Origin of the sequence: Micromonospora acroterricola (genome assembly GCF_003172955.1) — a bacterium.
In the GTDB taxonomy this organism is placed as follows: Bacteria; Actinomycetota; Actinomycetes; order Mycobacteriales; family Micromonosporaceae; genus Micromonospora; species Micromonospora acroterricola.
This window is the reverse complement of the sequence record NZ_QGKR01000211.1, coordinates 39,247-65,766: the sequence shown is the minus strand read 5'-3', so window position 1 is coordinate 65,766 and position 26,520 is coordinate 39,247. Positions and strand designations below refer to the sequence as shown.

At 72.3% G+C, this 26,520-nt stretch carries 21 protein-coding genes; 12 read left to right on the top strand and 9 right to left on the bottom strand.

The features are described from left to right. Positions 1 to 52: 52 nt before the first annotated feature. The 5 genes from DKT68_RS17835 to DKT68_RS17815 form a co-directional block, all read right to left on the bottom strand. Positions 53 to 1,234, bottom strand: a complete 1,182-nt coding sequence (locus DKT68_RS17835; RefSeq protein ID WP_109818545.1) for an aminotransferase class V-fold PLP-dependent enzyme — start codon at positions 1,232 to 1,234, stop codon at positions 53 to 55. 131 nt (positions 1,235 to 1,365) lie between these two features. Continuing rightward, positions 1,366 to 2,472: a tyrosine recombinase XerC gene (locus tag DKT68_RS17830; RefSeq protein ID WP_109818544.1), complete on the bottom strand. Its 1,107-nt coding sequence runs from the start codon at positions 2,470 to 2,472 to the stop codon at positions 1,366 to 1,368. 80 nt (positions 2,473 to 2,552) lie between these two features. Continuing rightward, complete coding sequence (locus DKT68_RS17825; protein ID WP_236646945.1) at positions 2,553 to 3,872, bottom strand: DNA-processing protein DprA; 1,320 nt, start codon at positions 3,870 to 3,872, stop codon at positions 2,553 to 2,555. After that, positions 3,869 to 5,389, bottom strand: coding sequence for a YifB family Mg chelatase-like AAA ATPase (locus DKT68_RS17820; RefSeq protein ID WP_109818543.1), 1,521 nt, complete (start codon positions 5,387 to 5,389; stop codon positions 3,869 to 3,871). Before DKT68_RS17820 ends, DKT68_RS17825 begins: the two co-directional genes overlap by 4 nt. 30 nt (positions 5,390 to 5,419) lie before the next feature. Next, a complete protein-coding gene (locus DKT68_RS17815; RefSeq protein ID WP_109818542.1) occupies positions 5,420 to 5,779 on the bottom strand; it encodes a YraN family protein in 360 nt (119 codons plus the stop codon). A 376-nt stretch (positions 5,780 to 6,155) separates the two neighbouring features. Here DKT68_RS17815 and DKT68_RS17810 point away from each other — a divergent pair, with 376 nt between their 5' ends. From DKT68_RS17810 to frr, 5 genes are all read left to right on the top strand, one after another. Next, positions 6,156 to 7,367: a hypothetical protein gene (locus DKT68_RS17810; protein WP_407940758.1), complete on the top strand. Its 1,212-nt coding sequence runs from the start codon at positions 6,156 to 6,158 to the stop codon at positions 7,365 to 7,367. Between the two features lie 450 nt (positions 7,368 to 7,817). Further along, complete coding sequence (rpsB, locus tag DKT68_RS17805; RefSeq protein ID WP_109818540.1) at positions 7,818 to 8,756, top strand: 30S ribosomal protein S2; 939 nt, start codon at positions 7,818 to 7,820, stop codon at positions 8,754 to 8,756. Positions 8,757 to 8,894: 138 nt separating this feature from the next. After that, positions 8,895 to 9,722: a translation elongation factor Ts gene (tsf, locus tag DKT68_RS17800; protein WP_109818539.1), complete on the top strand. Its 828-nt coding sequence runs from the start codon at positions 8,895 to 8,897 to the stop codon at positions 9,720 to 9,722. A 161-nt stretch (positions 9,723 to 9,883) separates the two neighbouring features. Then, positions 9,884 to 10,651, top strand: a complete 768-nt coding sequence (gene pyrH, locus DKT68_RS17795; protein ID WP_089017260.1) for a UMP kinase — start codon at positions 9,884 to 9,886, stop codon at positions 10,649 to 10,651. Positions 10,652 to 10,737: 86 nt separating this feature from the next. Then, a complete protein-coding gene (gene frr / locus DKT68_RS17790) occupies positions 10,738 to 11,295 on the top strand; it encodes a ribosome recycling factor (RefSeq protein ID WP_074317817.1) in 558 nt (185 codons plus the stop codon). Positions 11,296 to 11,361: 66 nt separating this feature from the next. Here the strand turns inward: frr and DKT68_RS17785 are convergent, their stop codons facing one another. Continuing rightward, positions 11,362 to 11,805: a hypothetical protein gene (locus DKT68_RS17785; protein ID WP_109818538.1), complete on the bottom strand. Its 444-nt coding sequence runs from the start codon at positions 11,803 to 11,805 to the stop codon at positions 11,362 to 11,364. 375 nt (positions 11,806 to 12,180) lie between these two features. Between DKT68_RS17785 and DKT68_RS17780 the strand changes: the two genes are divergently transcribed. The 3 genes from DKT68_RS17780 (at position 12,181) to DKT68_RS17770 (ending at position 16,032) form a co-directional block, all read left to right on the top strand. Continuing rightward, positions 12,181 to 13,569, top strand: a complete 1,389-nt coding sequence (locus tag DKT68_RS17780) for a phosphatidate cytidylyltransferase (RefSeq protein ID WP_109818537.1) — start codon at positions 12,181 to 12,183, stop codon at positions 13,567 to 13,569. 104 nt (positions 13,570 to 13,673) lie between these two features. Further along, positions 13,674 to 14,831, top strand: a complete 1,158-nt coding sequence (rlmN, locus tag DKT68_RS17775) for a 23S rRNA (adenine(2503)-C(2))-methyltransferase RlmN (protein ID WP_109818536.1) — start codon at positions 13,674 to 13,676, stop codon at positions 14,829 to 14,831. 31 nt (positions 14,832 to 14,862) lie between these two features. Continuing rightward, on the top strand, positions 14,863 to 16,032 hold the full coding sequence (locus DKT68_RS17770; RefSeq protein ID WP_109818535.1) for a DivIVA domain-containing protein: 1,170 nt from the start codon (positions 14,863 to 14,865) through the stop codon (positions 16,030 to 16,032). Positions 16,033 to 16,118: 86 nt separating this feature from the next. Here the strand turns inward: DKT68_RS17770 and DKT68_RS17765 are convergent, their stop codons facing one another. Beyond that, positions 16,119 to 16,340 carry a DUF2631 domain-containing protein gene (locus DKT68_RS17765; RefSeq protein ID WP_109818534.1) on the bottom strand — a complete coding sequence of 74 codons (222 nt, stop codon included), beginning with the start codon at positions 16,338 to 16,340 and terminating at the stop codon, positions 16,119 to 16,121. A gap of 198 nt (positions 16,341 to 16,538) precedes the next feature. Between DKT68_RS17765 and DKT68_RS17760 the strand changes: the two genes are divergently transcribed. Then, positions 16,539 to 18,119: a Rieske 2Fe-2S domain-containing protein gene (locus tag DKT68_RS17760; RefSeq protein WP_109818533.1), complete on the top strand. Its 1,581-nt coding sequence runs from the start codon at positions 16,539 to 16,541 to the stop codon at positions 18,117 to 18,119. A gap of 196 nt (positions 18,120 to 18,315) precedes the next feature. Continuing rightward, positions 18,316 to 18,960, top strand: coding sequence for a TMEM175 family protein (locus DKT68_RS17755; RefSeq protein WP_109818551.1), 645 nt, complete (start codon positions 18,316 to 18,318; stop codon positions 18,958 to 18,960). Here the strand turns inward: DKT68_RS17755 and DKT68_RS17750 are convergent. Together DKT68_RS17750 and DKT68_RS17745 are read right to left on the bottom strand one after the other, a co-directional pair. Beyond that, positions 18,949 to 20,544 carry a phytoene desaturase family protein gene (locus tag DKT68_RS17750; protein WP_109818532.1) on the bottom strand — a complete coding sequence of 532 codons (1,596 nt, stop codon included), beginning with the start codon at positions 20,542 to 20,544 and terminating at the stop codon, positions 18,949 to 18,951. The two genes, DKT68_RS17755 and DKT68_RS17750, sit on opposite strands and share 12 nt — an antisense overlap. A 52-nt stretch (positions 20,545 to 20,596) precedes the next feature. Then, a complete protein-coding gene (locus DKT68_RS17745; protein ID WP_109818531.1) occupies positions 20,597 to 21,427 on the bottom strand; it encodes a YhjD/YihY/BrkB family envelope integrity protein in 831 nt (276 codons plus the stop codon). A gap of 51 nt (positions 21,428 to 21,478) precedes the next feature. Between DKT68_RS17745 and DKT68_RS17740 the strand changes: the two genes are divergently transcribed. Together DKT68_RS17740 and DKT68_RS17735 are read left to right on the top strand one after the other, a co-directional pair. Further along, positions 21,479 to 22,030 (top strand): GNAT family N-acetyltransferase, encoded by a 552-nt coding sequence (locus DKT68_RS17740; protein ID WP_109818530.1) that lies wholly within the window; start codon positions 21,479 to 21,481, stop codon positions 22,028 to 22,030. Between the two features lie 376 nt (positions 22,031 to 22,406). Continuing rightward, complete coding sequence (locus DKT68_RS17735; RefSeq protein WP_109818529.1) at positions 22,407 to 26,378, top strand: CARDB domain-containing protein; 3,972 nt, start codon at positions 22,407 to 22,409, stop codon at positions 26,376 to 26,378. Positions 26,379 to 26,520 lie beyond the last annotated feature (142 nt).

Here is a 26,520-nt window from a genome sequence, read left to right as displayed (position 1 = left end):
ATTTCGGCGAGCGCCCGGTGGGGTGAGCGCCGCTGGCCAGCGTTCGGCGGGGTCAGCGCTGGGCGAGCAGCGCGGGCAGTCGCACGGCCAGCCGTTCGTACTCGTCGGCGGTGTTGTAGACCTGACCGGCGAGACGCAGCCACCCCCGCCCGTCCCAGCTCATCACCGCCACCTCGGCGGCGAGCCGCTCGCCGATCCGCGTCTGCAGCGCCCGCGCCGCGTCGATGGTGGTGGCCGTGCCGGCCGGCAGCGGGATGATGCGGAGAGCCACCCCAGGCCCGCCCGGGTCCGGCAGTTGGGCGGGGGCCACCCCCAGCGCGTCCCCGACAACCCTCTGGCCGTACGCGGCCAGCGCGGCGTTGTGCGCACGGACCCGGTCGACGCCGAGGCTCCGCAACGTGAACAGGCCCGCCGGGGCGGCCAACCAGGAGGTGTAGTCGAGGGTGGCCTGCCACTCGAGCCGGGCCGGGAAGCCGGACTCCTGCTCCCAGGAGACCACCAGAGGCTCGATCCGCTCCCGCCACGGCGGGGTCACCGTCAGCAGGGCTGTACCGCGCGGGGCGTACGCCCACTTGTGCAGGTTGCCCACCCAGAAGTCGGCACCGATGCTGGCCACCGAGGCCGCCAGCATGCCCGGCGCGTGTGCGGCGTCCACCAGGACCGGAACACCGTGTTCGCGGGCCACCCCGACGATCGCCGCGGTCGGGAAGAGCCGGGCGGTGGCCGAGGTGAGCTGGTCGATCACGAGCAGCCTGGTGCGCCCCGGCCGCAGACCGGCGCGGACGGTCTGCACGACCTGCTCGTCGGTGGCGGCCAGCGGTATCGGCAGGACCCGGCCGGCCGCCCCCGTCCGGCGGCACTCCCGCTGGATGGCGAGGCTCACCGCCCCGTACCCGTGGTCAGTGCTGAGCACCTCGTCGCCGGGCTGCAACCCCAGCGACTGGAGCACCACGGCGACACCGGTGGTGGTGTTGCCGACCAGGGCGCTCCCGTCCGGGTCGGCGCCCAGGAAGCCCGCGAGGTGCCGGCGGGTGTGCGCGATCCGGTCGACCAACCCCTGGGTGAAGAAGCGCAGCGGGTTGGCCTCCATCTCGTCGCGCAGCCGCTGCTGGGCGCGCTGCACGCTGATCGGCACCGCGCCGAACGAGCCGTGGTTGAGGTGGCTGACCGCCGGGTCGAGGGAGAAGAGCAGGCGGGCGCCCGGAATCGGCTCGGGGGGCTGCGGGACGCTCACCCGATGATCGTAACCGCCGGTCGATCATCGTTGAGCGGTTCGCTCGTCGGGTCCGAGCGGGTGGAGATCGGTGACAACTGCCGCGGTGCGCTCGTGTGCCGGTGGCCCGCGGGTGGGCCCGTTCAGCCCCATCAGGCGCGCGGGTGGGCCTGGCGGTAGGCGGCGCGCAGCCGCTCCACGGAGACGTGCGTGTAGATCTGCGTGCTGGCCAGCGACGAGTGGCCGAGCAGTTCCTGAACGGCGCGGAGATCCGCGCCGCCCTCGAGAAGGTGGGTGGCGGCGGAGTGGCGCAGCCCGTGCGGGCTGGTGCGGGGCAGGCCGGCGGCTTCGGCGTACCCGCCGACGATCTGGCGGGCCGTGGTCGGGTTGAGGCGGCCGCCACGCGCGCCGAGCAGCAGCGCCTCGCCCGAGCGGGCGCCAACCAGCGCGGGGCGGCCCCGCCGCAGCCAGTCGTCCAGAGCACGTTGCGCGGGCACCCCGTACGGCACCGACCGCTCCCGCCCACCCTTGCCGAACACCCGGATCACCCGACGGCCGTGGTCGACGTCGCCGACGTCCACACCGCAGGCCTCGCTGATGCGCACGCCGGTGGCGTAGAGCAGCTCCAGCAGAACCCGGTCGCGCAGCAGCACCGCCTCGTCCGTCTCGCGCACGGCTGACCCGTCCGCTGCCCGGGGCGTCGCTGAGCCGTCCGCCGTCCCGGGTGCTGCTGGCCCTTCGTTCGACGCGTGCTCCCGCGCCGTGAGTGCCGGCACGCTCGGTGCCGGCCCGTCTGGTGGCCCCGGTGGCGCGGGGGCGAGTGGCTGTCGTTGAGTCGGCGCCTCGACGAGGGCGGCGACCTGGTCGGCGCGCAGGACGGTGGGTAGCTCGCGGTGCGCCCGAGGGCTGGCCAGCGCCCCGCCGACGTCGGCGGGAAGCAGCCCGGCCCGGTGCGCCCAGGCGCTGAACGCGCGCGCCGACGCGGCACGCCGCGCCAACGACGTGCGGGCGGCACCGGTGGTGCGCTGCCGTGCCAGCCAACTGCGCAGCACCGACAGGTCCAGCTCGGACAACTCGACACAGCCCATCCGTACGGCGTGGTCGAGCAGCGAGACCAGGTCGGCGACGTACGCGCGGACGGTGTGCGCCGACCTGTTGCGCACTCGGGCCAGGTGGTCGGCGAAATCGTCCACCGCGTCGCGCAGCGCGGGCGGCAGCTCCTGATGGGTGGCCCGCGTGCCTCGGGCAGCCCCGCTCATCGCCCCGAGACCCGCCGCACCGCGGTGCGGGTCGGTCGCCGGGTCCGCGTACCTCCGCTGACAGCTGGCACGCCACCAGCCTACGGCTGCGCGTCGCGCACCGCCGGCCGCGACGGTGCCGGTGTCGCCGACGCGGGTGTGGCCCGTGCCGGTGTCGCCGAACCCGATGCTGCTCGTGACGCCGGTGCCGTCGGTGTCGGCTCCGGGCTGGCGGACCTCGTGCGCTTCGCCTGCGCGGGCGGCGCGAGGGCGTAACCGTCGTCGCGGCGTACCACCAGGGACAGCTCCTCCAGGAGGGACAGTTTGCGCAGCGCGGTCCGTACGTCGACACCGGCCCGGGCCGCCAGCAGGTCCACGCCGCGTGCGCCCCGACGGGGTAGCGCCTCCAGCACCGACCGCGCGTCGTCGTCGAGCGCGTCGGTCGGTCGCTGCGGCCCCCGGGCCAGCGGGGCCAGGTCCGCGCCGATGCGCCCCACTTCCTCCAGCACGTGGGCCACCCCGGTGACCAGGCGAGCCTTCGGGAACTCGCGGAGCAGTTCGTGCGCACCGACGGACATCGCCGAGGTCACCGGCCCGGGCACGACCATGGTCGCCCGGCCGGTGTAGATGGACCGGCGGGCCGTCTGCGTCGCGCCGCTGCGCGCCGACGCCTCCACGACGACGGTGCCGAGGGTGGCGCCGGCAATGACCCGGTTGCGGATCAGGAACCGGGGTCGCAGCGGTTCGGCGCCGGGTGGCCACTCGCTCACCAGCAGCCCGGTGTCGGCGATCCGGTCGAAGAGGGCGGTGTTGCCCATCGGGTACGGCCGGTCCAGTCCGCAGGCCAGCACCGCGACGGTCAGCCCGCCGGCGTTGAGGGCGCCGCGGTGGGCGGCCGCGTCGATGCCGAACGCGCCGCCGGAGACCACCGTCCAGTCCCGCTCGGCCAGGCCGTACCCCAACTCGGTGGCGACGTGCTGGCCGTAGCCGGTGGCCGCCCGCGCCCCGACCACGGCCACCGAGCGGTCCAGGGCTTCGCCCAACGGCCAGCTCCCGCGTACCCAGAAGCAGAGCGGCGGGGCGGTCTCGCCGTCCACCCGGCGCGTGACGTCCGGCATCCGCAGCGTGGCCAGGCCGGCCACCCGTGCCGGCCACTCGTCGTCGTCCGGGGTGACGAGCCGGGCCCCGAGTCGGTCCGCCCGGTCCAGCGCCTCGGCCGCCACCGCCCGGGCGTCGCCGGCTGCCGACCGCGCGGCCACCGTGGTGTGCAGCCAGCCCTCCGGGCTGCCGCCGTCGAGCAGCAGGTCCAACGCCGCCACCGGGCCCAGCCGCTCGACGAGCCGGTGTACCGCGCGGGTGCCCGGCTCCGCCAGCCAGGTCAGTGCCACGCGGGCCAGCCTGCGTTCCTCGTCGGCGCTCACGTCGCCTCCCCCGTCCGTAGTTGGATCGCCTCCCGGACGTCCTCCCGGTCCGGCCGGTCGCGGCCGTCCAGGTCGGCGATCGTCCAGGCCATCCGGATCACGCGGTCGAAGCCACGTGCCGACAGCGAGCCGGAGTCGAGCCGTCCGCGCAGCTCGGCGGTGTCCCGGCCGGGCAGTCGCCAGGGCGGCTGGCGCAGGTGCGGGCCGCCCACCTCGGCGTTGAGCCGGTGGCCGAGGCCGGCCCAGCGGGTGGCCGCCGCCTGCCGGGCCGCTGCCACCCGCGCGGCGACCGCGGCCGAGGACTCCGCGTCGCCCTGGGACGACATCAGCTCCGCCGCGCGAACCGGCATCAGCCGCACCTGGACGTCGATCCGGTCGAGCAGCGGCCCGGACAGCCGGCCCAGGTAGCGGCGGCGGACGAGCGGCGTGCACTCGCAGTGCGAATCGCCGGCCGGCTTGGCGCACGGGCACGGGTTGGCGGCCAGCACCAGTTGGGTCCGGGCGGGATACACCGTGCCGCCCCCGCTGCGGCTCAACTGGACCCGGCCGTCCTCCAGCGGCTGACGCAACGCCTCCAGCGCACCCTTGCTGAACTCGGGAGCCTCGTCGAGAAAGAGCACCCCGCGGTGGGCCAGCGACAGCGCGCCCGGTCGGGCCAGCCCCGAACCACCACCGACCAGCGACGGCACTGTCGCCGTATGGTGTGGCGCCTGGAACGGCGGGCGGCGCAGCAGCCGGCCGCCCGGTGGCAGCAGCCCGGCGACCGAGTGCAGCGCGGTCACCTCCAACGCCGCTTCGTCGTCCAGCTCGGGCAGGATCGACGGCAGTCGTTCGGCGAGCATGGTCTTGCCGGCCCCCGGTGGCCCGAGCAGCGCCACGTGGTGCCCGCCGGCGGCGGCCACCTCCAGCGCGCGCCGACCCATGTGCTGCCCGGCCACCTCGGCGAGATCCGGGCCGCCGGTGACCGGCGCCGGGATGTCCGCCGGTGGTTCGATCAGCGGGCTGCCGTCCCGGACGAAGGCGACCAGCCGGTGCAGCGTGTCCACCGCCCGCACCCGAATCCCCGGGATGACGGCCGCCTCGGCGGCGTTGGCGGCCGGAACGATCACCCGAGTGACGCCCTCCCGGGCGGCGGCGGCGACCATTGGCAGCACCCCGCGTACCGGCCGGACCGTCCCGTCCAGCCCCAGCTCGCCGAGGACCACCACGCCCTCCAACGGGAGCAGCGGCAGCTCACCCGAGCCGCCCAGCAGCGCGGCGGCGATGGCCAGATCGAACGCCGAACCGAACTTCGGCAGCGTGGCCGGCAGCAGGTTCAGGGTGATCCGCCGGTTGGGCCAGCGCTGGCCGGAGTTGACGACGGCGGCGCGGACCCGGTCGCGGGCCTCGTGCAGGGCGGTGTCCGGCAGCCCGGAGATCACCACCGCGGGCAGGCCGGCCGCCAGGTCGACCTCCACCTCGACCAGGTGGCCGGTGACCCCGACCAGCCCCACGCAGAGCACCTTGGCGTAACTCACGGCGCGTCACCGCCGGCCCGACCTCCCATGTCAGAACGCGCCCTTGAGGTGGTCGACCAGGGCCGGGCCGGCGTCGGACAGCCGTACCGACAGCACGTCGAACCGCACCTCGTCGGCGGTCGTCCCGGTCTCGGCCAGCCAGCGCGCGGCGAGCCCGCGCAGCCGGCGTGCCTTGGCCGGCACGACCGCCTCCGCGGGGGTGCCGAAGCTGTCGTTCCGCCGGGTCTTCACCTCGCAGAAGGCGAGCACCGGCCCGTCCCACGCGATGATGTCGATCTCCCCGTCCGGGCAGCGCCAGTTCCGGGCGACCGGGCGCAGCCCCGCCCCGATCAGGTGCCGGGTCGCGCAGCGCTCGCCGTACGCGCCGACCGCCTGGTTCCGCTTCGTCATGGCTGGCACGGTGCCCGCCGGGGCGGGAGCGCCGCGACCCCCGACGGTGGCCCCTGTGGACGACCACCGTCCTGTGGACAACCAGACGATCAAGCCCGCACTGTGCTAGCCAGCGCTGTTGTCCAGCACCCGGCACGACCAGCCGCGTCGGTCGTGTCGGTCGCTCCACCGACCAACTGGGCGACAAGGCCCTCCCATTTCACGACCACGTGATCGTGAACAGTTCCCGGCGCTCGCTGGGAACTGCTCAGCATTACGTGCTCATGGCGGCGTTCGCTCGGCTCCCACTTCGGTGGGCCGGTAGCGTGCCGAGGTTTTCGGGCCGCCCGGCGGCCTGAAATGGCGCGGGCGAGGCCGGTCGCATACGGTGCCGGACGTGGACGGACGACGGAGCTTTCCCGAAGATCAGGAGTCACGCTGGTATCCCGACGAGCGGGGTCGCGGCTACGGCGAGTCGGAGTGGCGTGCTGCGGGCGAATCGCGGTACCGGGACGACGAGGTCCAGGTTCCCGATCAGCGTGGCGCTGAGGAGGGCCGTTACGGCGAGGAGACCGGCGCCGGACGGCGCCGGGAGTCGGGCCGGCTCGGTTCCAGCGGGACCGACCTGACGCCTCCCGAGAGCGACTCGGGCCGGTTCGCGGCGGTGCCCGACCGGCTCGGCGAGCCGGACTCCGGCCGCTTCGGCGTGGTGAACACCGGTCGCTTCGGCACCCCCGAAGCGGAGTCCGGGCGCTTCGTCACGTCCGAACCAGATTCCGGGCGCTTCGTCACCTCCGAACCGGATTCCGGGCGCTTCGGTGCCGTCGAGGCCCAGACCGGGCGGTTCGGCGCGTCCGAGCCCGACTCGGGCCGGTTCGGCGCGGTCGACCCGCTGGGTGACGCCCGGCCGGAGGCCGATGGTTACCGGGCAGCCCGCTCGCGGCGGGCGGACCGCGACCCGTCGGAGGTCTCCGGTGAGCTGCCGGGCCGCCGGGCCGCCCGGGATGCGGCTTCCCCGGGCGCGCCGTTGACCGCCGGCCGGGAGTCGATGCCGTTGACCGCCGGCCGGGAGTCCTCGCCGTCGACCGGTGCCCGCGAGGCTGCTCTCGCCGCTGAGGCGCCGGTCGGTGTGCTCGCGGACCCGACTCGTCCCGCGCCGCTGGGCGGGTACCCGATCGTTGAGCCGGGCCGTGGCGGCGACCAGCCGCACCCGCTGGAAATGCCGACCGGCCCGATGACGCCGATCGCTCCCCGTGGCGGCGAGCTGCCCGTGGGGGAGCCGCCGGCGTACCCACCGGCCGCCGACGGCGTCTACCGGACCCGGCGTCCGGCGCTGGCGGTGCTCTTCGCCCTGCTGGTGCTGATCTTCGAGGTCCCGGCGTTGCGGGTGCTGCTGGCCGGGGTGACCAGCGATCCGCTGTCCGCGGCGAACGTTGTGGTGGGCATCTTCCTGGTTACCGGCCTGCCGATCTTCGCAACCGGGCTGTACGGGCTACGAACCGGTGGACTGGCGCTCTCCGACGGCGGCCGGGGTTGGCTGCGCCCGCCGACCGCCTACCTGACCGTGGGGCTGGTGCTGTTCGTCGCCGCCGCGCTCGCCGCCGGCTGAGCGGGCGCGGCCCCTGCGGGCCCGTGGGCGTCGCTGGCCGGAGGCGTGTCCGGTCCCCCCCGCTCATGACCCATGCAACAACCAGGAAGGAGTGGCCTCCGGCAACGCGGAGGCCACTCCTTCCACGAAACAGCGAGATCATGGGCAGGCTGTGGCCGGGCGGCGGGCGCGCACGGCGGAGCGGCGCGCGGCGCGAGCTGCGGGGCCGTGGGTCGACCGCTGCCGGGGTCGCGCGTACCCGGGGGCAGGTGGGCGGCTGAGGGGCGTACACTGTTCGACTGGCGACCGCCTTGCGCGGTCGACCTCGCGCGCCCTCTTCACGAATCGTCGTGAGGCGACGGCCTCCCTGGTCCCGATCTTGGTCGGGAACACCATGGCCGGCGACCAGGCGCCAGGACGCCCGGCCACCGGCCGGGCGTGACAACCAGGGATCTTGAGGAGTACCCCACCATGGCCGTCGTGACCATGCGCCAGCTGCTGGAGAGCGGTGTCCACTTCGGGCACCAGACCCGGCGCTGGAACCCGAAGATGAAGCGCTTCATCATGACCGAGCGCAACGGCATCTACATCATCGACCTGCGCCAGACCCTCGACTACATCGAGAAGGCGTACGAGTTCGTGCGTGGGACCGTCGCCGAGGGTGGCAGCATCCTCTTCGTCGGCACCAAGAAGCAGGCTCAGGAGGCGATCTCCGAGCAGGCGACCCGCGTCGGCCAGCCGTACGTCAACCACCGCTGGCTCGGCGGCATGCTGACGAACTTCCAGACGGTGTACAAGCGCCTTCAGCGGATGAAGGAGCTGGAGGCCCTCGGTGACCTGAGCGGCACCGCCGCCGGGTACACCAAGAAGGAGACCCTGCAGCTCTCCCGCGAGAAGATCAAGCTGACCCGCACGCTGGGTGGTCTGCGGGACATGCAGAAGCTGCCGGCCGCGGTCTGGATCGTCGACACCAAGAAGGAGCACATCGCCGTCGACGAGGCCCGCAAGCTGGGCATCCCGGTGATCGCGGTGCTGGACACCAACTGTGACCCGGACGAGGTCGACTTCCCGATCCCGGGCAACGACGACGCGATCCGCTCGGCCGAGCTGCTGACCAGGGTCGTCGCCGCCGCCGTCGCGGACGGTCTCATCGCGCGTTCCGGCCGTCGCCGGGGCAGCGACGAGAAGCCCGAGGCGGGTGTGGCCAGCGACGAGCCGCTGACCGAGTGGGAGCGTGAGCTGCTCGAGCAGCCGAAGAAGGCCGACGAGTCGGCCGCCCCGGCCGAGCAGCCGGCGCAGGCCGCCGCTGAGCAGCCCGCACCGGCCGCCGCTGAGCAGTCGGCACCGGCCGCCGCCGAGCAGCCGGCGCAGGCCGCCACCGAGCAGCCGGCGACCGTCGCCGCGGAGTGACCGCACCGTCGCTGCCCCGCCGTCCGTTTTTTCGTACGGGCGGCGGGCGGCGACGGTACGCCGGGCACGATCGACCCGGATCCGGGTAACCGGCACCTCTGACCATCCACACGCCGTCTCAACACCGAAGAGAGAGCCATGTCCCAATTCACCGCCGCGGACGTCAAGAAGCTCCGCGACCTCACCGGCGCCGGCATGATGGACAGCAAGAAGGCGCTGACCGAGGCCGAGGGCGACTTCGAGAAGGCCACCGAGATCCTGCGCGTCAAGGGCGCCAAGGACGTCGGCAAGCGGGCCGGACGGACGGCCGCCAACGGCCTCGTCGCCCACTCCGGCCAGGCGCTGCTCGAGCTCAACTGCGAGACCGACTTCGTGGCCAAGACCGACTCGTTCATCGCGCTGGCCCAGCAACTCGTCGAGCACGGCGAGCGCTCCGGCGCGACCAACGCCGAGGAGCTGCTGGCCAGCGAGCTGGACGGCAAGAGCGTCGCCGACCTGATCCAGGAGCAGTCCGCCAAGATCGGCGAGAAGCTGGTCCTCAACCGCTTCGCGAAGCTCGACGGCACCACCGCCGTCTACCTGCACCGCAAGGCCCAAGACCTGCCCCCGGCGGTCGGCGTGCTGGTGCAGTACGCGGGCAAGGCGGACGAGGCCGGTGACGCGGACGCTCGTGGCGTCGCCATGCAGATCGCCGCGATGCGGCCGAAGTACCTCACCCGCGACGAGGTGCCGGCCGAGGTCGTCGAGTCCGAGCGGCGCATCGCCGAGCAGACCGCCCGCGAGGAGAACAAGCCCGAGGCGGCGCTGCCGAAGATCGTCGACGGTCGGGTGAACGCCTTCTTCAAGGACTACGTCCTGATCGAGCAGGCGTCGGTCACGGACAACAAGAAGTCGGTGAAGCAGGTGCTGGCCGAGGCCGGCATCGAGGTCACCCGCTTCGTGCGGTTCGAGGTCGGCCAGGCCTGAGCCGTCACCGGGCGCCGCTGGCGTCCGTGGGCAGGAGACGTCGACGAGGAGGCCGCCGGTGTACGTGACAGGCACCGGGGCCTCCTCGTCACATAAGGTCGGCAGCGGCAGGTTCGCGGTACGCGCCGCACGGGGCGTGCGCGTGGGGAAGGGCGGGGCGGATGACGCAGGTTGTGAGTGACCGGACGCTGGCGGTGGAGGATCCGACCGCGCCGCCGCCCGGACGGGCCCGCCGGGTGGTGCTGAAGCTCTCCGGTGAGGTGTTCGGTGGCGGCGCGATCGGCGTCGACCCGGATGTCGTCCAGGCCATCGCCCGGCAGATCGCCACCGTGGTCCGGCGGGGTGTGCAGGTCTCCGTGGTGGTTGGCGGCGGCAACTTCTTCCGCGGCGCCGAGTTGCAGAAGCGCGGGATGGACCGGGCGCGCGCCGACTACATGGGCATGCTGGGCACCGTGATGAACTGCCTCGCCCTGCAGGACTTCCTGGAGAAGGAAGGCATCGAGACCCGGGTGCAGAGCGCCATCACCATGGCCCAGGTCGCCGAGCCGTACATTCCGCTGCGGGCGATCCGGCACCTGGAGAAGGGCCGCGTGGTCATCTTCGGCGCCGGCGCGGGGATGCCGTACTTCTCCACCGACACGGTCGCCGCCCAGCGGGCGCTGGAGATCCGGGCCGACGTGGTGCTGATGAGCAAGAACGGTGTGGACGGCGTCTACACGGCCGACCCGCGGATCGACCCCACCGCCAGCAAGCTCGACTCGATCACCTTCTCCGAGGCGCTGCGCCGCAACCTTCGGGTGGCGGACGCGGCGGCGTTCAGCCTCTGCATGGAGAACGGCCTGCCGATGCTGGTCTTCGGCGCGCAGGGTGACGACACCATCATCCGCGCGGTGGGTGGCGACAAGATCGGCACCCTGATCACCGCCTGAGCGCCACCGCCTCCGGCGACGGCGGCAGCGGTCCTGACGACTTCAAGCAGAGCCCACGACGAGCACAGAAGGAGGCGAGGAGACCGGTGATCGACGACACCCTCCTCGAGGCCGAGGAAAAGATGGAGCGCGCGGTCGAGCACGCCAAGGAGGAGTTCGGCGCCATCCGCACCGGTCGCGCGAACCCCGCCATGTTCTCCAAGGTCATCATCGACTACTACGGCACGCCCACGCCGCTGACCCAGATGGCGTCCGTCGCGATCCCCGAGCCGCGAATGGCGATCATCAAGCCGTACGACAACTCGCAGATCAACGCCATGGAGAAGGCGATCCGCGACTCGGACCTCGGCGTGAACCCGAACAACGAGGGCAACCAGCTGCGCATCCTGCTCCCGCAGATGACCGAGGAGCGCCGCCGCGACATGATCAAGGTCGCCCGGCACAAGGGCGAGGAGGCCAAGGTGGCGATCCGCAACGTCCGCCGCCGTGGCAAGGAGGAGCTGGACCGCATCGTCAAGGACGGTGAGGCCGGTGAGGACGACGGTCGCCGCGCCGAGAAGGAGCTGGACGACCTGACCCAGCGCTACGTGGCCAGCATCGACGACCTGGTCAAGCACAAGGAGACCGAGCTGCTGGAGGTCTGACCTCCGGCCCGGCGTGACGTCGACGAGGCCCGACCCCGATCCGGGGCCGGGCCTCGTCCCGTGTGGTCAGCGCGGGATCCGCACCGTCCGGGTCGTCTCGGTCAGGGTCGTCCCGCCGTACGCGTCGTGCAGCTCGAAGCGCACGATGGCCCGACCGGGGTGCAGCAGCGGGTCGGTCCGGTAGAAGCTCATCGTGATGCTCTCGGTGCCGCCGTCGCAGGTGATCTCACCGGCGCCGCGTCCGCTGGTCGCCCAGACGGTCGGCAGGCCGTCCTGGATCAGCGAGGCGGACAGGTTGTAGATCCCGGCCGGGCAGCGCCGGACCTCGCCCCAGACCCGGGTGGCCGGGTAGTCGGGACCCTGTTGCTCGTAGCTGGGGTCGTACGGGTACAACTCGCTGGCGCGGTGCTCGATCCTGATGTGGGCGCTCGGCGTCGCGGCGGCGGCCGGTGGGGCCACCGCCAGGACGATGGCGGCGATCGTCGACACCGCCAGGCTGATTCTGCGCACGAACCGTTCCCTTCCCCGTGGAACGCGTCGGCGGGCACCGGCGCACTGACAGCCGACCACCGGCGGGCCGGCCGGTCATCCCCCGTTCGCCCGGTAGCGCGGTCGGATAGGCGTCGGTGGATCGGTGGTCGGTGTGGGCGCGCGGCCGATGGCCGGGGTCGGGTCGCCCCGCTCGCCGGCTGGGCCGGGCGCCATCGTCCGCCTCGCCCCGGCGGCGGGTGCAGTAGGCTCGGCACGATTCCCGGTCACCGGGCGGTGAACACCGGGAGTCGACCGACCGTCGGGACGGTCAGCCGGAGTAACACAGTCACGCGTGTAGGGGATGGTTGTGGTCTTGCGTCATGTGGTGGTTCTCGCGCCGCGTCGCGGTGCGTGATGTCCCACCCCGACCCCTACAGCGGAGAGCCGCGCGGCTGGGACCGGCCGGAACGGCCGGTGGCCCTGCCGTGGCCCGAGCAGGAGCTGGAAGCCGGCCAGTGGAGCCGTCGTCCGGCCGCAGGCCCTGAGCTGTACGCCGAGCCGCGTACCCGCCCGACCGCCGAGCCGTACCCGGGGGACCCGTACGACGAGCGCGGCCGCATGGTCCGCCCGGACGACCGGGACCGGCGCGATCGCTTCGATGACCGGGACCGGGACCGGTACGAGGACGACCGGAACCGGCCCGACCGGTACGACGATCGGTCCCGCGCCGGTCGGTACGGTGACCGCCGGCCCGTCGGTGACGACGCCCCGGTCGGTCCGGTCGGCCCGGGCCGCTACGACGACCGCGACGGGCCGGTGCGCTACGACGGCGATGCGGAATACCCGACCGCGCAGCTCGCGCCCATCGGGGCCGACATCGGGCCGGACCAGGATCTCGCGGATGGCGGGGAGCGTCCGTCCGGTCGGCGGTCGAAGGGCCGACGCCGGGCCAGTGCCGACCGGCCGGCCACCCAACAGGTGGGCAACGGGCGTGCCGGCCGGAACCTGCCGGCGGCGATCGGGGTCGGGCTCGGCCTCGGCGCGCTGATCGTGGTGCCGCTGGTCTTCTACCCGCTGGCGTTCCTCGTGGTGGTCGCGGGCGCGGTCGGCATCGGCATCTGGGAGATGGCCCGGGCGGTACGGCGTAGCGGCGCCCACCCGCCGCTGCTGCCGCTGCTCGCCGGCGGTGTGCTGACCGTGGGCCTGGCCTGGTTCGCCGGCCCGGACGCGCTCAGCCTGGGCCTGCTGGTCACCGTCCTGGGCACCATGATCTGGCGGCTGGGCGACGGTCCGGGCGGCTTCCAGCGTGACCTCACCGCGGCCACTCTGATCGCCGTCTACGTGCCGTTCCTCGGCGGGTTCGCGGCGCTGCTGGCGGCCGCCCCCGACGACGGCCCGCTGCGCATCCTGGCCACGCTGGTCGCGGTGGTCCTCTCCGACACGGGCGGGTACGCGGCCGGCGTCTCCTTCGGCCGCCACCCGATGGCGCCGACGGTGAGCCCGAAGAAGTCCTGGGAGGGCTTCGCCGGGTCGGTCACCGCGGCGGCGCTGGGCAGCGCCCTGCTGCTCTGGCTGATGTTCGAGGTGGCGCCCTGGTGGGGTGCGCTGTTCGGGCTGGCGGTCTCCTGCGCGGCGGTCCTCGGCGACCTGGCCGAGTCGATGATCAAGCGCGACCTCGGGGTCAAGGACATGAGCAACCTGCTGCCCGGCCACGGCGGCCTGATGGACCGGCTGGACTCGATCCTGTTCGCGGTGCCGACGGCGTACCTGTTGCTGGCGATCTTCGTGCCGGTGGTGAACTGAGGCATGGATCACGGCGCCCGGGTCGTCCCGGTCCGGCGGTCGGGGTCGGTCCGACACCTCCGGACGGGTACCTGCCGCCGACGGCGTGACACACTGGACCAGCCATGACAAGCCTGCCGTTGATCCCCGTCACCTCCGACGCCCCCGCCGCACGCCGGGCGTCCATGCCACCGCAGCACCTCGCCGACCTGGACCTGGCCGGCCGCCAGGCGCTGGTCACCGGGTTGGGTGAGCCGGCGTTCCGTGCGAAGCAGGTCTCCACGCACTATTTCGGGCGGCTGGTCCGTGACCCGCAGGCGATGACCGACCTGCCGGCGGCGACCCGCGACCGGCTTGCCGACCAGCTGTTGCCCAGACTGCTCACCCCGGTGCGCGAGCTGGCCTGCGACGACGGCGCGACCCGCAAGGCGCTCTGGCGGCTGCACGACGGCGCGCTGGTGGAGAGCGTGCTGATGGGCTATCCGGACCGGGTGACCGTCTGCATTTCCAGCCAGGCCGGCTGCGGCATGGCCTGCCCGTTCTGCGCGACCGGCCAGGCCGGGCTGACCCGCAACCTGTCGACGGCCGAGATCGTCGACCAGGCGGTGTACCTGGCCGGCGTGGCCGCCTCCGGCGCGGTCGCCGGTTCCCCGCCGCGACTGTCACACGTCGTGTTCATGGGCATGGGCGAGCCGCTGGCCAACTACAACCGCGTGATCGCGGCCATCCGTCGCCTGGTCAGCTCTGCTCCGGAGGGGCTCGGCCTGTCGCAGCGGCACATCACCGTTTCCACGGTCGGCCTGGTTCCGGCCATCCACCGACTGGCCAGCGAAGACCTCTCTGTGACCCTTGCGCTGTCGTTGCACGCCCCTGATGATGATCTGCGCGACGAACTCGTGCCGGTAAACCAGCGCTGGAAGGTAGCCGAGGTGCTGGACGCAGCGTGGGACTACGCCGCCCGGACGGGCCGTCGCGTGTCGATCGAGTACGCGATGATCAAGGACGTGAACGACCAGCCGTGGCGAGCGGACCTGCTCGGGCGGCTGCTGGCCGGCAAGTTGGCCCACGTGAACCTCATCCCGCTCAATCCGACGCCGGGCAGCCGCTGGGACGCGAGCCCGAAGCCGGTTGAGCGGGAGTTCGTCCGGCGGTTGCGCGACGCCGGGGTGTCCACCACGGTTCGGGACACCCGAGGTCGCGAGATCGACGGCGCGTGTGGCCAGCTCGCCGCCGCCGAGGACAACGACACCAACACCGACCGCGCCGGAGAGGCACCGGCGTGACCGGGCGTGGCGAACGAGACCAGGAGACATAGTGGCGAGTCAGGGTCAGCGTTTCCGGCGCAAGGCGCTCCGCCGGGGATACAAGGTCGACGAGGTGGATGCCTTCCTCGACCGGGTCGAGGCGACGCTCGACGGCCGGCAGGTCGGCGCGCCCGTGGCCTCCCAGGAGGTCCACGACGTCGTCTTCCGGGTCCGGTTCAACGGCTATGACGAGTGGCAGGTCGACCTGCACCTGGACCGGGTCGAGCGGCAGCTGGCCGAGCTGGAGGAGCGCAGCGCCGCTGGACGCGGCGGCGACCCCCGGATGGGCCCGCCGGACCGGATGGGCCCGCCGATGCGCGACGACCGGGGCATGGTCCCGCAGCCGATGCCGCCCCGTCCGATGCCGGCGCAGGCCGGCCCGCCCGACCGCTACGGCCGGTACGACGAGCCGACCGGCGCCTTCGCCGGTGGCTACGACGCCCCCCGCGGCGGTTACGACGCGCCCCGCGGCCCCGGTGGCCCGGGTGGTCCCGGCCCGATGGGTCCCGGCGGCCCGATGGGTGGGCACGGTCTCCCGCCGCGCGGCCTGCCCGCCGGTCCCGGTGGCTACGGTCCGGACGAGCAGCGGATGCCCGGCGGGTACGGCCCTGACGACCAGCGCGGTCCCGGTGGCTACGGCCCTGAGGACCAGCGTGGGCCGGGTGGCTACGGCCCCGACGACCAGCGCTCGCCCGGTGGCTACCCGCCGGAGGAGCCGCGCTTCGACGGCTTCGAGGCCGGTCGGCACGGTCGCGCCGACATGACCGCCGAGATCCGGATGCCCGAGCGGGACCCGCGCGACATGCGCCGTGGCCCGGCCGGCCCGCCCCCGATGCCGCAGCAGGGCATCGGTGGCCCGCCGCCGATGGCCGGCCCGCCCGCCGTGCCCGGCCCGCCGATGGGCGGACCACCGATGGCCGGCCCGCCCGGCAGCGACCTGTACCGGGTCGACCAGATCCGGCGCCGCTTCCAGGTGCGCCGCTTCGGCAGCGGGTACGACCCGGACCAGGTCGACCGGTTCTTCGAGACCCTGCTGGGCGGCATGCAGGGCCGCAACCCGATGCCGGTCAACCCGAAGGACCTGGACACGCTCCGGTTCGGTCTGGTGCCCGGCGGCTACTTCGAGGCTGAGGTCGACGCGGCGCTCAAGGACGTGCAGGACATCCTCTTCGGGCGCTGACCCCCGACGCGTACGGACGAGGGCCCGTCCCCGGGTGGGGGCGGGCCCTCGGCGTGCGTCGGCCGGTCGTCCGGTGGCCGGTCGGGTCAGGAGCGCAGACCGTTGCGCCGCAGCACGGCGTCACCGATGACGATGATCAGCAGCAGCGCGGCCAGGCCGACCAGCCAGACGTCCTCGACCCTGCCCTCGTGGTTGCCGCAGATCATCGCCAGCAGCGCCAGCGCGGTGAGGACCGCGCCGATCCGCCCGGACTTACGGTGTCCGGGCTTGTGCTGGTCTGGCGACGTTACCGGCTCGCTTCCTGCCACTGTCGGTCCTTCCCTCGCGATCGGATCTCCGGTTAGTCTGGCACGCCTCCTGCCCGGGGCGGCGCGCTGGGGGTTTCCCGGTGATCGGGCCCCGCCCATCCGGGCCGAACGGCACTACGGGCGTCGCGAGGCGGCGGTCAGACTCCCTCCGGTAGCGTTTGGCGTACACCTGATTGTCTGTTTGAGGGGGACTGTGCGGTGCGAGTGACCGGAACCGGGCACGCCAGCATGCGGATCGACACGGCCGCGGGCAGCATCCTGTGCGACCCGTGGGTCAATCCGGCCTACTTCGCATCCTGGTTTCCGTTCCCCGACAATTCCCTGCTCGACTGGGAGACCCTGGGCCAGGTCGACTACCTGTACGTCTCCCACCTGCACCGGGACCACTTCGACGCGAAGCACCTGCGGGACTTCGTCTCCAAGGACGCCACCGTCCTGCTCCCCGAATTTCCCACCTCGGAGATGGAGGACGAGTTCCGGGCGCTGGGCTTCACCAAATTCCTGAAGGCGCCCAACGAGCAGGTCGTCGAGCTGGACGGCGGGCTCAAGATCATGATTCAGGCGCTGACCAGCCCCACCGACGGCCCGATCGGCGACTCCTCGCTGTGGGTCGAGTACGACGGGGTGCGGTTGCTCAACCAGAACGACGCCCGCCCCACCGACCTGAGCGTCTTCGCCGAGCTGGGGCACGTGCACGCGCACCTGCTCCAGTTCTCCGGCGCGATCTGGTACCCGATGGTCTACGAGCTGCCGCAGGCGGCGAAGACCGCGTTCGGCAAGCAGAAGCGCGACCGGCAGTTCGACCGGACCTGGCGCTACATCGACGACCTGAAGGCGTCGCACGTCTTCCCGATCGCCGGCCCGCCGTGCTTCCTCGACGACGCGCTGTGGCAGTTCAACGACATCCACGGCGACGAGGGCAACATCTTCCCCGACCAGTCCGTCTTCCTGGCGGAGTACGCGAAGGTCGGCGGCACCAACGGGATCGTGCTGCTGCCGGGCAGCGTCGCCGAGGTGACCACGGAGGGCGCGACCACGACGCACCCGGTGCCGGTCGAGGAGTTCTTCGCGAACAAGGTCGCCCACCTGGAGGAGATGCGGGAGCGCAAGCGCCCCGTCATCGAGGCGGAGAAGGCGTCCTGGCGGCACCCCGAGGTGGACGTGCTCGCGCAGATGAAGAGCCGCATCGAGCCGCTGCTCGACGAGTCGATCTACCTGGCCAAGGGGGTCGGCGGGCCGGTCCGTTTCGACCTGGTCGGGTACGACGGCGAGAGCGTCGAGTCGATCGTGGTGGACTTCCCGGGCAAGGAGGTCCGGCCGTACGCGGACGAGAAGGTCCGCTACCGGTTCCGTACCGAGCGGGCGCTGATCGAGCACCTGCTCCACATCGACGAGGTGGACTGGGTCAACTCGCTCTTCCTCTCCTGCCGGTTCTCGGCGGCCCGGATCGGCCAGTACAACGAGTTCGTCTACGCATTCTTCAAGTGCCTCTCGGAGGAGCGGCTCCAGTACGCCGAGGGCTGGTACGACGAGCACGAGCGGAGCACCGACGCCGAGGACATCACCCTGGGCGACTGGGTGGTGCAGCGGCGCTGCCCGCACCTGAAGGCCGACCTGACCCGCTTCGGCATCGTCGAGGGCGACCAGCTCACCTGTCAGCTGCACGGCTGGCGATTCGACCTGGCCAGCGGCCGCTGCCTGACGAGCGTCGGTCACAAGGTCCGCGCCCACCGCGTCGACGCCGAGACTCCCGCCCCCGCCGGCGAGGCGCTGAGCTGACGGGCAGGCCGGGCACCCGACGTGGTGCCCGGCCGCACCCCCGATCCGCGTCCGCGCGGCCCCTCCATGCGCCACGATGCAGTGGAGAGCGGCGAAAAGCCGCAGGCCGGCGGGAACCGGGCACACCGAGAGCGGGGCGGGCGTGGCGGGGGCGGACGCGCAACAGGGCCGGTACCGGTACCGGCGTGGCCGGGAGATGGCCCGGGACGCGGCGCGCGTGGAGACGTTCAGCGACGGGGTCTTCGGGGTCGTGCTGACGGTGATGGCCGTCGAGCTGCTCCAGACCGGCCCGGCGCGGGTGGGCGGCAGAGAGCTTCCCGAGGCCCTCGCCGACGCCTGGCCGTCCTACCTGGCGTACGTGATCACCTTCGCGATCGCCGGTCAGGTCTGGATCGCCCACCACAACATCTGGCGGTACGTGGTCCGGGTCGATCAGATGCTGCTGGTCCTCAACCTGCTCGTGCTGCTCTTCATCGCCACGATCCCGTTCACCGCCGACCTGCTGTCGGACAACCTGCGCGGTGGTCCGACCGAGCAGCGGCTGACCGCCGCCCTCTACGTCGGCACCGTGCTCGGTGAGGCGCTCTTCGTCAACCTGACCTGGTGGTGGGCCCGCCGGCGTGGGCTGCTCCACCCCGACCTGGATCCCCGGCTGGCCCGGGCGGTCGCACGGCGGATGCGGCTGAAGCCCCTGCTCTACCTGGTCGCCTTCGCCGTCGTCTTCGTCGACCCCATCCTCAGCCTCTGCGCGTACCTCCTGCTGGTCGCCTTCTACCTCATCGGGGGCCCCGGTGACCTCCGGCCGTACGCCCACCCGGCGAAGGACGGGTCAGCGGCCTAGGTCGGCGAGGATGCGGCGGGCGGCGTTGTGGCCGGCCGCGCCGATCACGCTGCCGGCCGGGTGGCAGCCGGCGCTGCCGGCGTACACGCCGTCGATCCCGGTGGCGTAGGGCATCCGGTCGGCGAACGACACGGTGTTGTCGACGTGGTGGATGTGCCCGCCGGTGATGCCGAAGTGGGCCTCGATGCCCGGTGGGGGCAGCGGCACCGCGTCGGCGATCAGGTCGGCGGTGCCGGGGGCGTACCGCTCGACGATGCCGATCAGCTGGTCGACGTAGCCGGGCAGCGCGGCGTCCCAGGTGGTGTCGGCCAGCTCGTAGGGGACCGACTGGACGAACAGCGCGGACGAGTGGTGCCCGGCGGCGTCGGAGAGCGACGGGTCGACGGTGGTGTGCAGGTACCACTCGATGGTCGGCTCCGCCGGCAGCCGCCCGGCCTGCACGTCCGCCCACATGGCCCGCAGCGCGGCCATCGGCGAGGTGGTGTCGCCGCCGACCAGCGACGCCGAGCCGGGCAGCAGGTGGATGGTCGAGCCGAACGGGCTCGGCGCGTCGGCCGGCAGGCAGGAGAACCGGGGCAGCGCGCTGAGCGCCAGGTTGAGCTTGAGGGTGGTGCCGGGGCGGCGGACCGCCGCCATCCGCTCGCCGAGCGGCGCCGGCAGCGCGCCGTCGGGCAACAGGTCCATCAGCCGGTACGGGTCACACGCGCCGAGCACCACCCGGGCGGCGACCTGCCGGCCGTCGGCCAGCACGACACCGGTCGCCGCGCCGCCGTCCAGGGTCACCGCGGTCACCGGCGTACCGGTCAGGATGGTCGCCCCGGCGGCGCGGGCGGCGTCGGCGAAGGTGCGCGACACGGTGCCCATGCCGCCCTCGGCGATCATCCAGGTGCCGCCCGAGCCGGGTAGCCGGCACATGTTGTGGACCAGGAAGTTGTGGCCCGTTCCCGGGTCGTCCGGGCCGGCGTTCAGCCCGGAGAGCCCGTCGGTGACCGCGTACATGCTGACCAGCAGCTCGGAGCGGAACTCGAACCGGGCGAGGTGGTCCGCGACCGAACCCCGGACGAGATCGACGAAGGTCTGTCGCAGCGCCGGGCGGACGTGCCGTTCGGCGGTCTCCTCGACCGTCAGCGGCTCGGCGAGCCAGGCCGGGGCGAGATCCTCGCGCAGCGCGGCCAGCTCGGCCTGCATGGCGTCGTCGGCGGCCACGTCGGCGGGGGAGAAGAACTCGGCGAGCTGCGCGCGGGTGGCCGCCGTGTCACTGCCGAAGAGCAGGTAGGGCGCGCCGAGCCCGCCCGGCGTGGGCAGGAAGTAGTGCGGGTCGCGGCGCAGTACCGGGATCCGTACGTCCAGCGTGGCGAGCAGTTCCGGCGGCATCAACCCGAGCAGGTACGAGCCGGTGGAGTGGCGCAGCCCGGGCACCTTCGGGAACGGGTTCTCGGTGCGGGTCGCGCCGCCGATCACGTCGGCGGCCTCCAGCACCAGGACGTCCAGGCCGGCACGGGCCAGCAGGATGGCGGAGACCAGGCCGTTGTGCCCCGCACCGACGATCACCACGTCCGCGCGACCGGGAAGTTCGCTGCTCATGCCGCGGCAGCCTAGTCCGCGGCGTCGTCCCGGGTCAGCCCCTTCGCCGTGATCAACCCTGCCGTCGGGCCCGCCAGCCGGAGAGGGCCAGGGTCGCCGAGTAGCCGGCCAGGACGATCACGTGGAACAGGTAGAGCCACAGGAGCACGGCGACGCCGGCCCCGATCTCGTCGAAGCCGCCGAACGGCACGCCCAGGTCCAGCGGGAGCGAGGCGAAGAGCACGAATCCGTGCAGGAAGCCGGACAGGTTCGCCGCGGTGAACGACCCGATCGCGAGCGTGGAGAGCCAGTCCGGCGACGCCGGGCCCACCACCCGGAAGACCCACAGCAGCACCGGCGTGAGAACCAGCCAGACCGCCAGGAACGACAGCACCACGCCCAGCGCGCCGGCCCAGCCGCCCTGGCGTACCAGCCGGGTGGTGAGCGGCAGCGCCAACAGGATCGCCAACAGCAGCGCGGGCGCCGGGGCGAGCAGCGGCATCAGCAGCAGCCGGCCCCGCCAGCCGACCAGGTGCTCGTCGGTGCCGGGCGCGGCCACCGAGACGAACGCCCGGCGCAGGCCCTCGCCGTACAGCGACGCGGGCAGCAGCGAGGCCAGCGCCAGCACGGGGGTCAACTCCACCCCGGCGTCGACCAGCGCCGCCACCGCCCGGGGCGTGCCGATCGCGGTGGGCAGCGCCTCCACGGCGTACGAGGTGAGCCGGCGTACCCGGTCGGCCCCGGCGACCAGCGACGTCAGCCAGATGGCCAGCAGGGCGACCGGCACCACGGCGATCGCCCCGTAGAACGTGATGGCGGCGGCGTGCAGCGACAGGTCCCGGCCACGCACGGGGCGGAACGCGGCGCTGATGATCCGCTTTGTCCGCCGCCATCCGCTGCCCACCGCGAACTCTTTCCCCGTCATCGGCTCCGCCACTCATTAAGATCGCCGGCCATGACCGTTCTCACCACCGAACGCCTGATCCTGCGTGACTGGACCGCGAGCCCGACCGATCTGGCCCGGATCTACGACATCTACTCCCGTCCCGAGATCACCCGCTGGCTCGCCGTGTCGCCGGGCCTGCCGATGACCGAGCCGGGGCAGGCCGCCGAGCGGCTGAAGATCTGGCAGGACCGGCACGCCGACGACAATGGCCGGTACGGCACCTGGGCGATCGAGGTGCGGGACACCGGGCTGGTGGCGGGCACGGTGCTGCTGAAGCCCCTGCCGGGGCTGGACGAGACCCGGCTCACCGAGAACATCGAGATGGGCTGGCATCTGCATCCGGATTCGCGGGGCCACGGCTACGCCACCGAGGCGGCCCGCGCGGTCATGTCGCGCGAGTTCGCCACCGGTACGCCGGAGATCTACGCGTTGGTCTCGCCGGGCAACGATCCGTCCATGGCGGTCTGCCGGCGACTGGGCATGTCCCACGTGGGCCTGCGCACCGACTGGTACGGCGGCGAGGAACTGGAGACCTTCGTCCTGCCCGCCCCGACGAGCTGACCACCCGCCTCGCTGAGGCGAAGGAAGGGCCCCTGTCGTCGACAGGGGCCCTTCTCATGTCTGCCGGCACCAGATGGGTGGCCGTCAATAGTCACGGCGGTCGAAGTGTTGACGCCCTCGTAGCACGTCAGTAACATCTGGTCAACGTCATGCAAAATCTAGACAAAGATGTGCTTGATTCTTTGCATGGGGTCGCAAGTTCCAGCGGTCCATCTTCTTGGCACCTTTTCTCCCTCTTGTTCCGCCGCCACCACCTCGCCTCTTCGGCACCTCCTCCGCCGGCCGGCGCGCCCCCACGCGCCGGCCGGCGACGCGCCGATTCACGCCCACGCCGTGGTCCCCCCGCGGCACCGTCCCCCCGAACGACAGGACAGTGATGAGACGAACGAATCTGTTCAGGATGGTGGCGGCGACAGTCGCGGCCACGCTGATGGCCACGGCAGGGTCGGCGGCCGTCGCGAACGCGGCCGGCAGCTCCCGTCCCGCCGACACGGCAGCCGCGACGAGCACCGCCTTCGCCCCGGCGGCCACCAACCTCGCCCAGGGTCGCCCGACACAGGAGAGCGGCCACGCCGACGTCTACGACTCGTCGAAGGTCGTCGACGGCAACGCCGGCAGCTACTGGGAGAGCACCAACAACTCGTTCCCCGAGTGGGTGCAGGTCGATCTCGGCTCGTCGCAGGCCGTCAACCAGGTCGTGCTGAAGCTGCCGACCTCCGGGTGGGGGACCCGCACGCAGACCCTGAGCGTGCAGGGCAGCGCCACCGGATCGTCGTTCAGCGACCTGGTCGCGTCGCAGACCTACACCTTCAACCCGACGAGCGGCAACACGGTCACGATCAACTTCAACCAGACCTCCACCCGCTACGTGCGCATCACCATCACCGCCAACAGCGGCTGGCCGGCCGGCCAGCTGTCCGAGCTCGAGGTGTACGGCAGCGGCGGCAGCAGCCCGGACACGACCGCACCGAGCGTGCCGGGGAACCTCTCGTACACCCAGTCCGGCACCACGATCACCCTGAACTGGGTCGCGTCGGTCGACAACCCGGGCGGCAGCGGCATCGCGGGCTACGACATCTACCGCAACGGCACGTTCCTCCAGTCCGTCGCGAACGTGACCACCTTCAACGACACGCAGCCGACCACGGCGACCGTCTCGTACCACGTGCGGGCGCGCGACGTCGCCGGCAATCTCTCGGGCAACAGCAACACGGTGACCCGTACCGGCGGCGGTGACACCACCGCGCCGAGCGTCCCCGGGACGCTGTCGCAGAGCACGTCGGGCAGCACGATCACCCTCAACTGGGGCGCCTCCACCGACACCGGCGGCAGCGGCCTGGCCGGTTACAACGTCTACCGGGGCGGCACCCTGATCGCGACGCTGGGCACCGTCCTCACGTACCAGGACACCCAGCCGTCGACGGCGACCGTGTCGTACCACGTCCGCGCCCGTGACGGCGCGGGGAACCTGTCCGGCAACAGCAACACGGTGACGCGCACCGGCACCGAGCCCCCCGCCTGCACCAACGTGGCGCAGGGCAAGACCATGACGGCGAGTGGCTCCACCTTCACCTTCACCCCCGAGAAGGCGAACGACGGGCAGCTCGCGACGTACTGGGAAGGCGCGGCGAGCTACCCGCAGAACCTGACCGTGGCGCTCGGCGCGAACCACTCGATCTCGGCCGTCACCGTCAAGCTGAACCCGGACCCGGCCTGGGGCACCCGTGCCCAGACCATCCAGGTCCTCGGCCGCGACCAGGCCTCGTCGGCGTACACGAACCTGGTGTCGGCGGCGAGCTACCAGTTCGTCCAGGGCAACAACGTGGTGCGCATCCCGGTCACCGCGACCACGGCCGACGTGCAACTGCGGTTCACCGCGAACAGTGGCGCCCCGTCGGGCCAGGTGGCCGAGTTCGAGGTGTGCGGCACGCCGGCGCCCAACCCCGACCTGGTGATCAGCTCGGTGACCTGGTCGCCCGCGTCGCCCAGTGAGGCGAGCCAGGTCACGCTCTCGGCCGTGGTCCAGAACGTGGGGTCGGCGGCCGCCGGCGCCACCACGGTCAACTTCAGTCTGGCCGGCGCGGTCGTCGGCAGCGCCGCCGTGGGCGCGCTCGGCGCGGGCGGCTCCACCACCGTCTCGTTCAACGCCGGAACGCGGCCGATGGGCAGTTACGCCGTCTCGGCGGTGGTCGACCCGACGAACACGATCGTCGAGCAGAACAACGGCAACAACAGCCTCACCGCACCGTCCCCACTGGTGGTCTCGCAGGCCCCGGGTCCCGACCTGCAGGTCCTGAGCATCAGCTCCAACCCGCCGAACCCGGCCGTCGGGGCGTCCGTCACGTTCACCGTGGCGGTCCGCAACCGCGGCACCGCCGCGACCGGCGCGACCACGGTCACCCGGCTGACGGCGGGGGGCACCACGCTCAACACCAACACCGCCTCGATCGCCGCCGGCGCGACGGTCAACGTGGCCGTCGCCGGAAGCTGGACCGCCACCAGCGGCGGCGCCACCATCACCGCCACCGCCGACGCGACCAACACGGTCGCCGAGACCAACGAGACCAACAACTCCTTCTCACAGTCGATCGTGGTCGGGCGTGGGGCTGCCGTCCCGTACGTCTCCTACGAGGCGGAGGCCGGCCAGTACCAGGGCACGCTGCTGGAGTCCGACCCGCTGCGCACCTTCGGCCACACCAACTTCGCCACCGAGTCCTCGGGCCGCAAGTCGGTGCGTCTGAACAGCACCGGGCAGTTCGTCCAGTTCACCTCGGCCAACCCGGCCAACGCCATCGTGGTGCGCAACTCCATCCCGGACGCGCCCGGCGGTGGCGGCATCGAGGCGACGATCAGCCTCTACATCAACGACGTCTTCTCCCGGAAGCTGACGCTCTCCTCGCGCCACAGCTGGCTCTACGGCAACACCGACGGCCCGGAGGCGCTGACCAACACGCCGCAGGCCGACGCCCGACGGCTGTTCGACGAGTCGAACGCGCTGCTGTCGCAGTCGTACCCGGCCGGCACCCGGTTCAAGTTGCAGCGCGACGCCGGTGACTCGGCCTCGTTCTACGTCATCGACATGATCGACCTGGAGCAGGTGGCACCGGCGGCGAGCCAGCCGGCCGGGTGCACGTCGATCACGTCGTACGGTGCCGTCCCGAACGACGGGCTGGACGACACCGCGGCCATCCAGCGGGCGGTGACCGACGACCAGAACGGGGTCATCGGCTGCGTGTGGATCCCGGCCGGGCAGTGGCGGCAGGAGCAGAAGATCCTGACCGACGACCCGCTGAACCGGGGTACGCACAACCAGGTCGGCATCAGCAACGTCACGATCCGGGGCGCCGGGATGTGGCACTCGCAGCTCTACACGCTGACCGAGCCGCAGAACGTGGTCGGCGGCATCAACCACCCGCACGAGGGCAACTTCGGCTTCGACATCGACAAGAACACCCAGATCTCCGACATCGCCATCTTCGGCTCGGGCCGGATCCGTGGCGGTGACGGCAACGGTGAGGGCGGGGTCGGTCTGAACGGTCGCTTCGGCACCGGCACCAGGATCAGCAACGTCTGGATCGAGCACGCCAACGTGGGTGTCTGGGTGGGCCGCGACTACGACAACATCCCCGAGCTGTGGGGCCCGGCCGACGGGCTGGAGTTCACCGGCATGCGGATCCGCAACACCTACGCCGACGGCATCAACTTCAGCAACGGCACGCGCAACTCGCGGGTGTTCAACTCGTCCTTCCGCACGACGGGAGACGACGCGCTGGCGGTCTGGGCCAACCCGTACGTCAAGGACCGGAACGTCGACATCGCCCACGACAACCACTTCGTCAACAACACCATCCAGCTGCCCTGGCGGGCCAACGGCGTCGCCATCTACGGCGGCTACGGCAACTCGATCGAGAACAACCTGATCTACGACACCGCCAACTACCCGGGCATCATGCTGGCGACCGACCACGACCCGCTGCCCTTCTCGGGGACGACGCTGATCGCCAACAACGGCCTCTACCGGACCGGTGGCGCCTTCTGGAACGAGGACCAGGAGTTCGGCGCCATCACCCTGTTCCCCGCCACCAGGGACATCGTCGGCGTCACGATCCGCGACACCGACATCATCGACTCCACGTTCGACGGCATCCAGTTCAAGAACGGCGGCGGCAACATGCCGAACGTCGCGATCACCAACGTGCGGATCGACAGGTCCAACAACGGCGCCGGCATCCTCGCGATGAGCGGTGCCCGCGGCAACGCCAACCTGACCAACGTGACCATCACCAACTCGGCCGACGGCAACATCGTCATCCAGCCGGGATCGCAGTTCGTCATCACCGGCGGCTGACCCCGCCGCCTGACCAGCTGTGAGCGTGCTCCCTCGGTGCCGACGCCGGGGGAGCACGCTCATGTGGCGGGTGGCGGCCACTTGATCGACACGGTTTCGGCGACGCCGGGGCCTCCGGACGCCGGGGACGGCCCGACGTCGG

Bases quoted from the DNA above. Each gene is read 5' to 3' on its own strand.
- DKT68_RS17830 (WP_109818544.1), bottom strand. From the start codon at position 2,472: ATGAGCGGGGCTGCCCGAGGCACGCGGGCCACCCATCAGGAGCTGCCG.
- DKT68_RS17815 (WP_109818542.1), bottom strand. From the start codon at position 5,779: ATGACGAAGCGGAACCAGGCGGTCGGCGCGTACGGCGAGCGCTGCGCG.
- rpsB (WP_109818540.1), top strand. From the start codon at position 7,818: ATGGCCGTCGTGACCATGCGCCAGCTGCTGGAGAGCGGTGTCCACTTC.
- tsf (WP_109818539.1), top strand. From the start codon at position 8,895: ATGTCCCAATTCACCGCCGCGGACGTCAAGAAGCTCCGCGACCTCACC.
- pyrH (WP_089017260.1), top strand. From the start codon at position 9,884: ATGACGCAGGTTGTGAGTGACCGGACGCTGGCGGTGGAGGATCCGACC.
- DKT68_RS17780 (WP_109818537.1), top strand. From the start codon at position 12,181: ATGTCCCACCCCGACCCCTACAGCGGAGAGCCGCGCGGCTGGGACCGG.
- rlmN (WP_109818536.1), top strand. From the start codon at position 13,674: ATGACAAGCCTGCCGTTGATCCCCGTCACCTCCGACGCCCCCGCCGCA.
- DKT68_RS17755 (WP_109818551.1), top strand. From the start codon at position 18,316: ATGGCCCGGGACGCGGCGCGCGTGGAGACGTTCAGCGACGGGGTCTTC.
- DKT68_RS17750 (WP_109818532.1), bottom strand. From the start codon at position 20,544: ATGAGCAGCGAACTTCCCGGTCGCGCGGACGTGGTGATCGTCGGTGCG.
- DKT68_RS17740 (WP_109818530.1), top strand. From the start codon at position 21,479: ATGACCGTTCTCACCACCGAACGCCTGATCCTGCGTGACTGGACCGCG.
- DKT68_RS17735 (WP_109818529.1), top strand. From the start codon at position 22,407: ATGAGACGAACGAATCTGTTCAGGATGGTGGCGGCGACAGTCGCGGCC.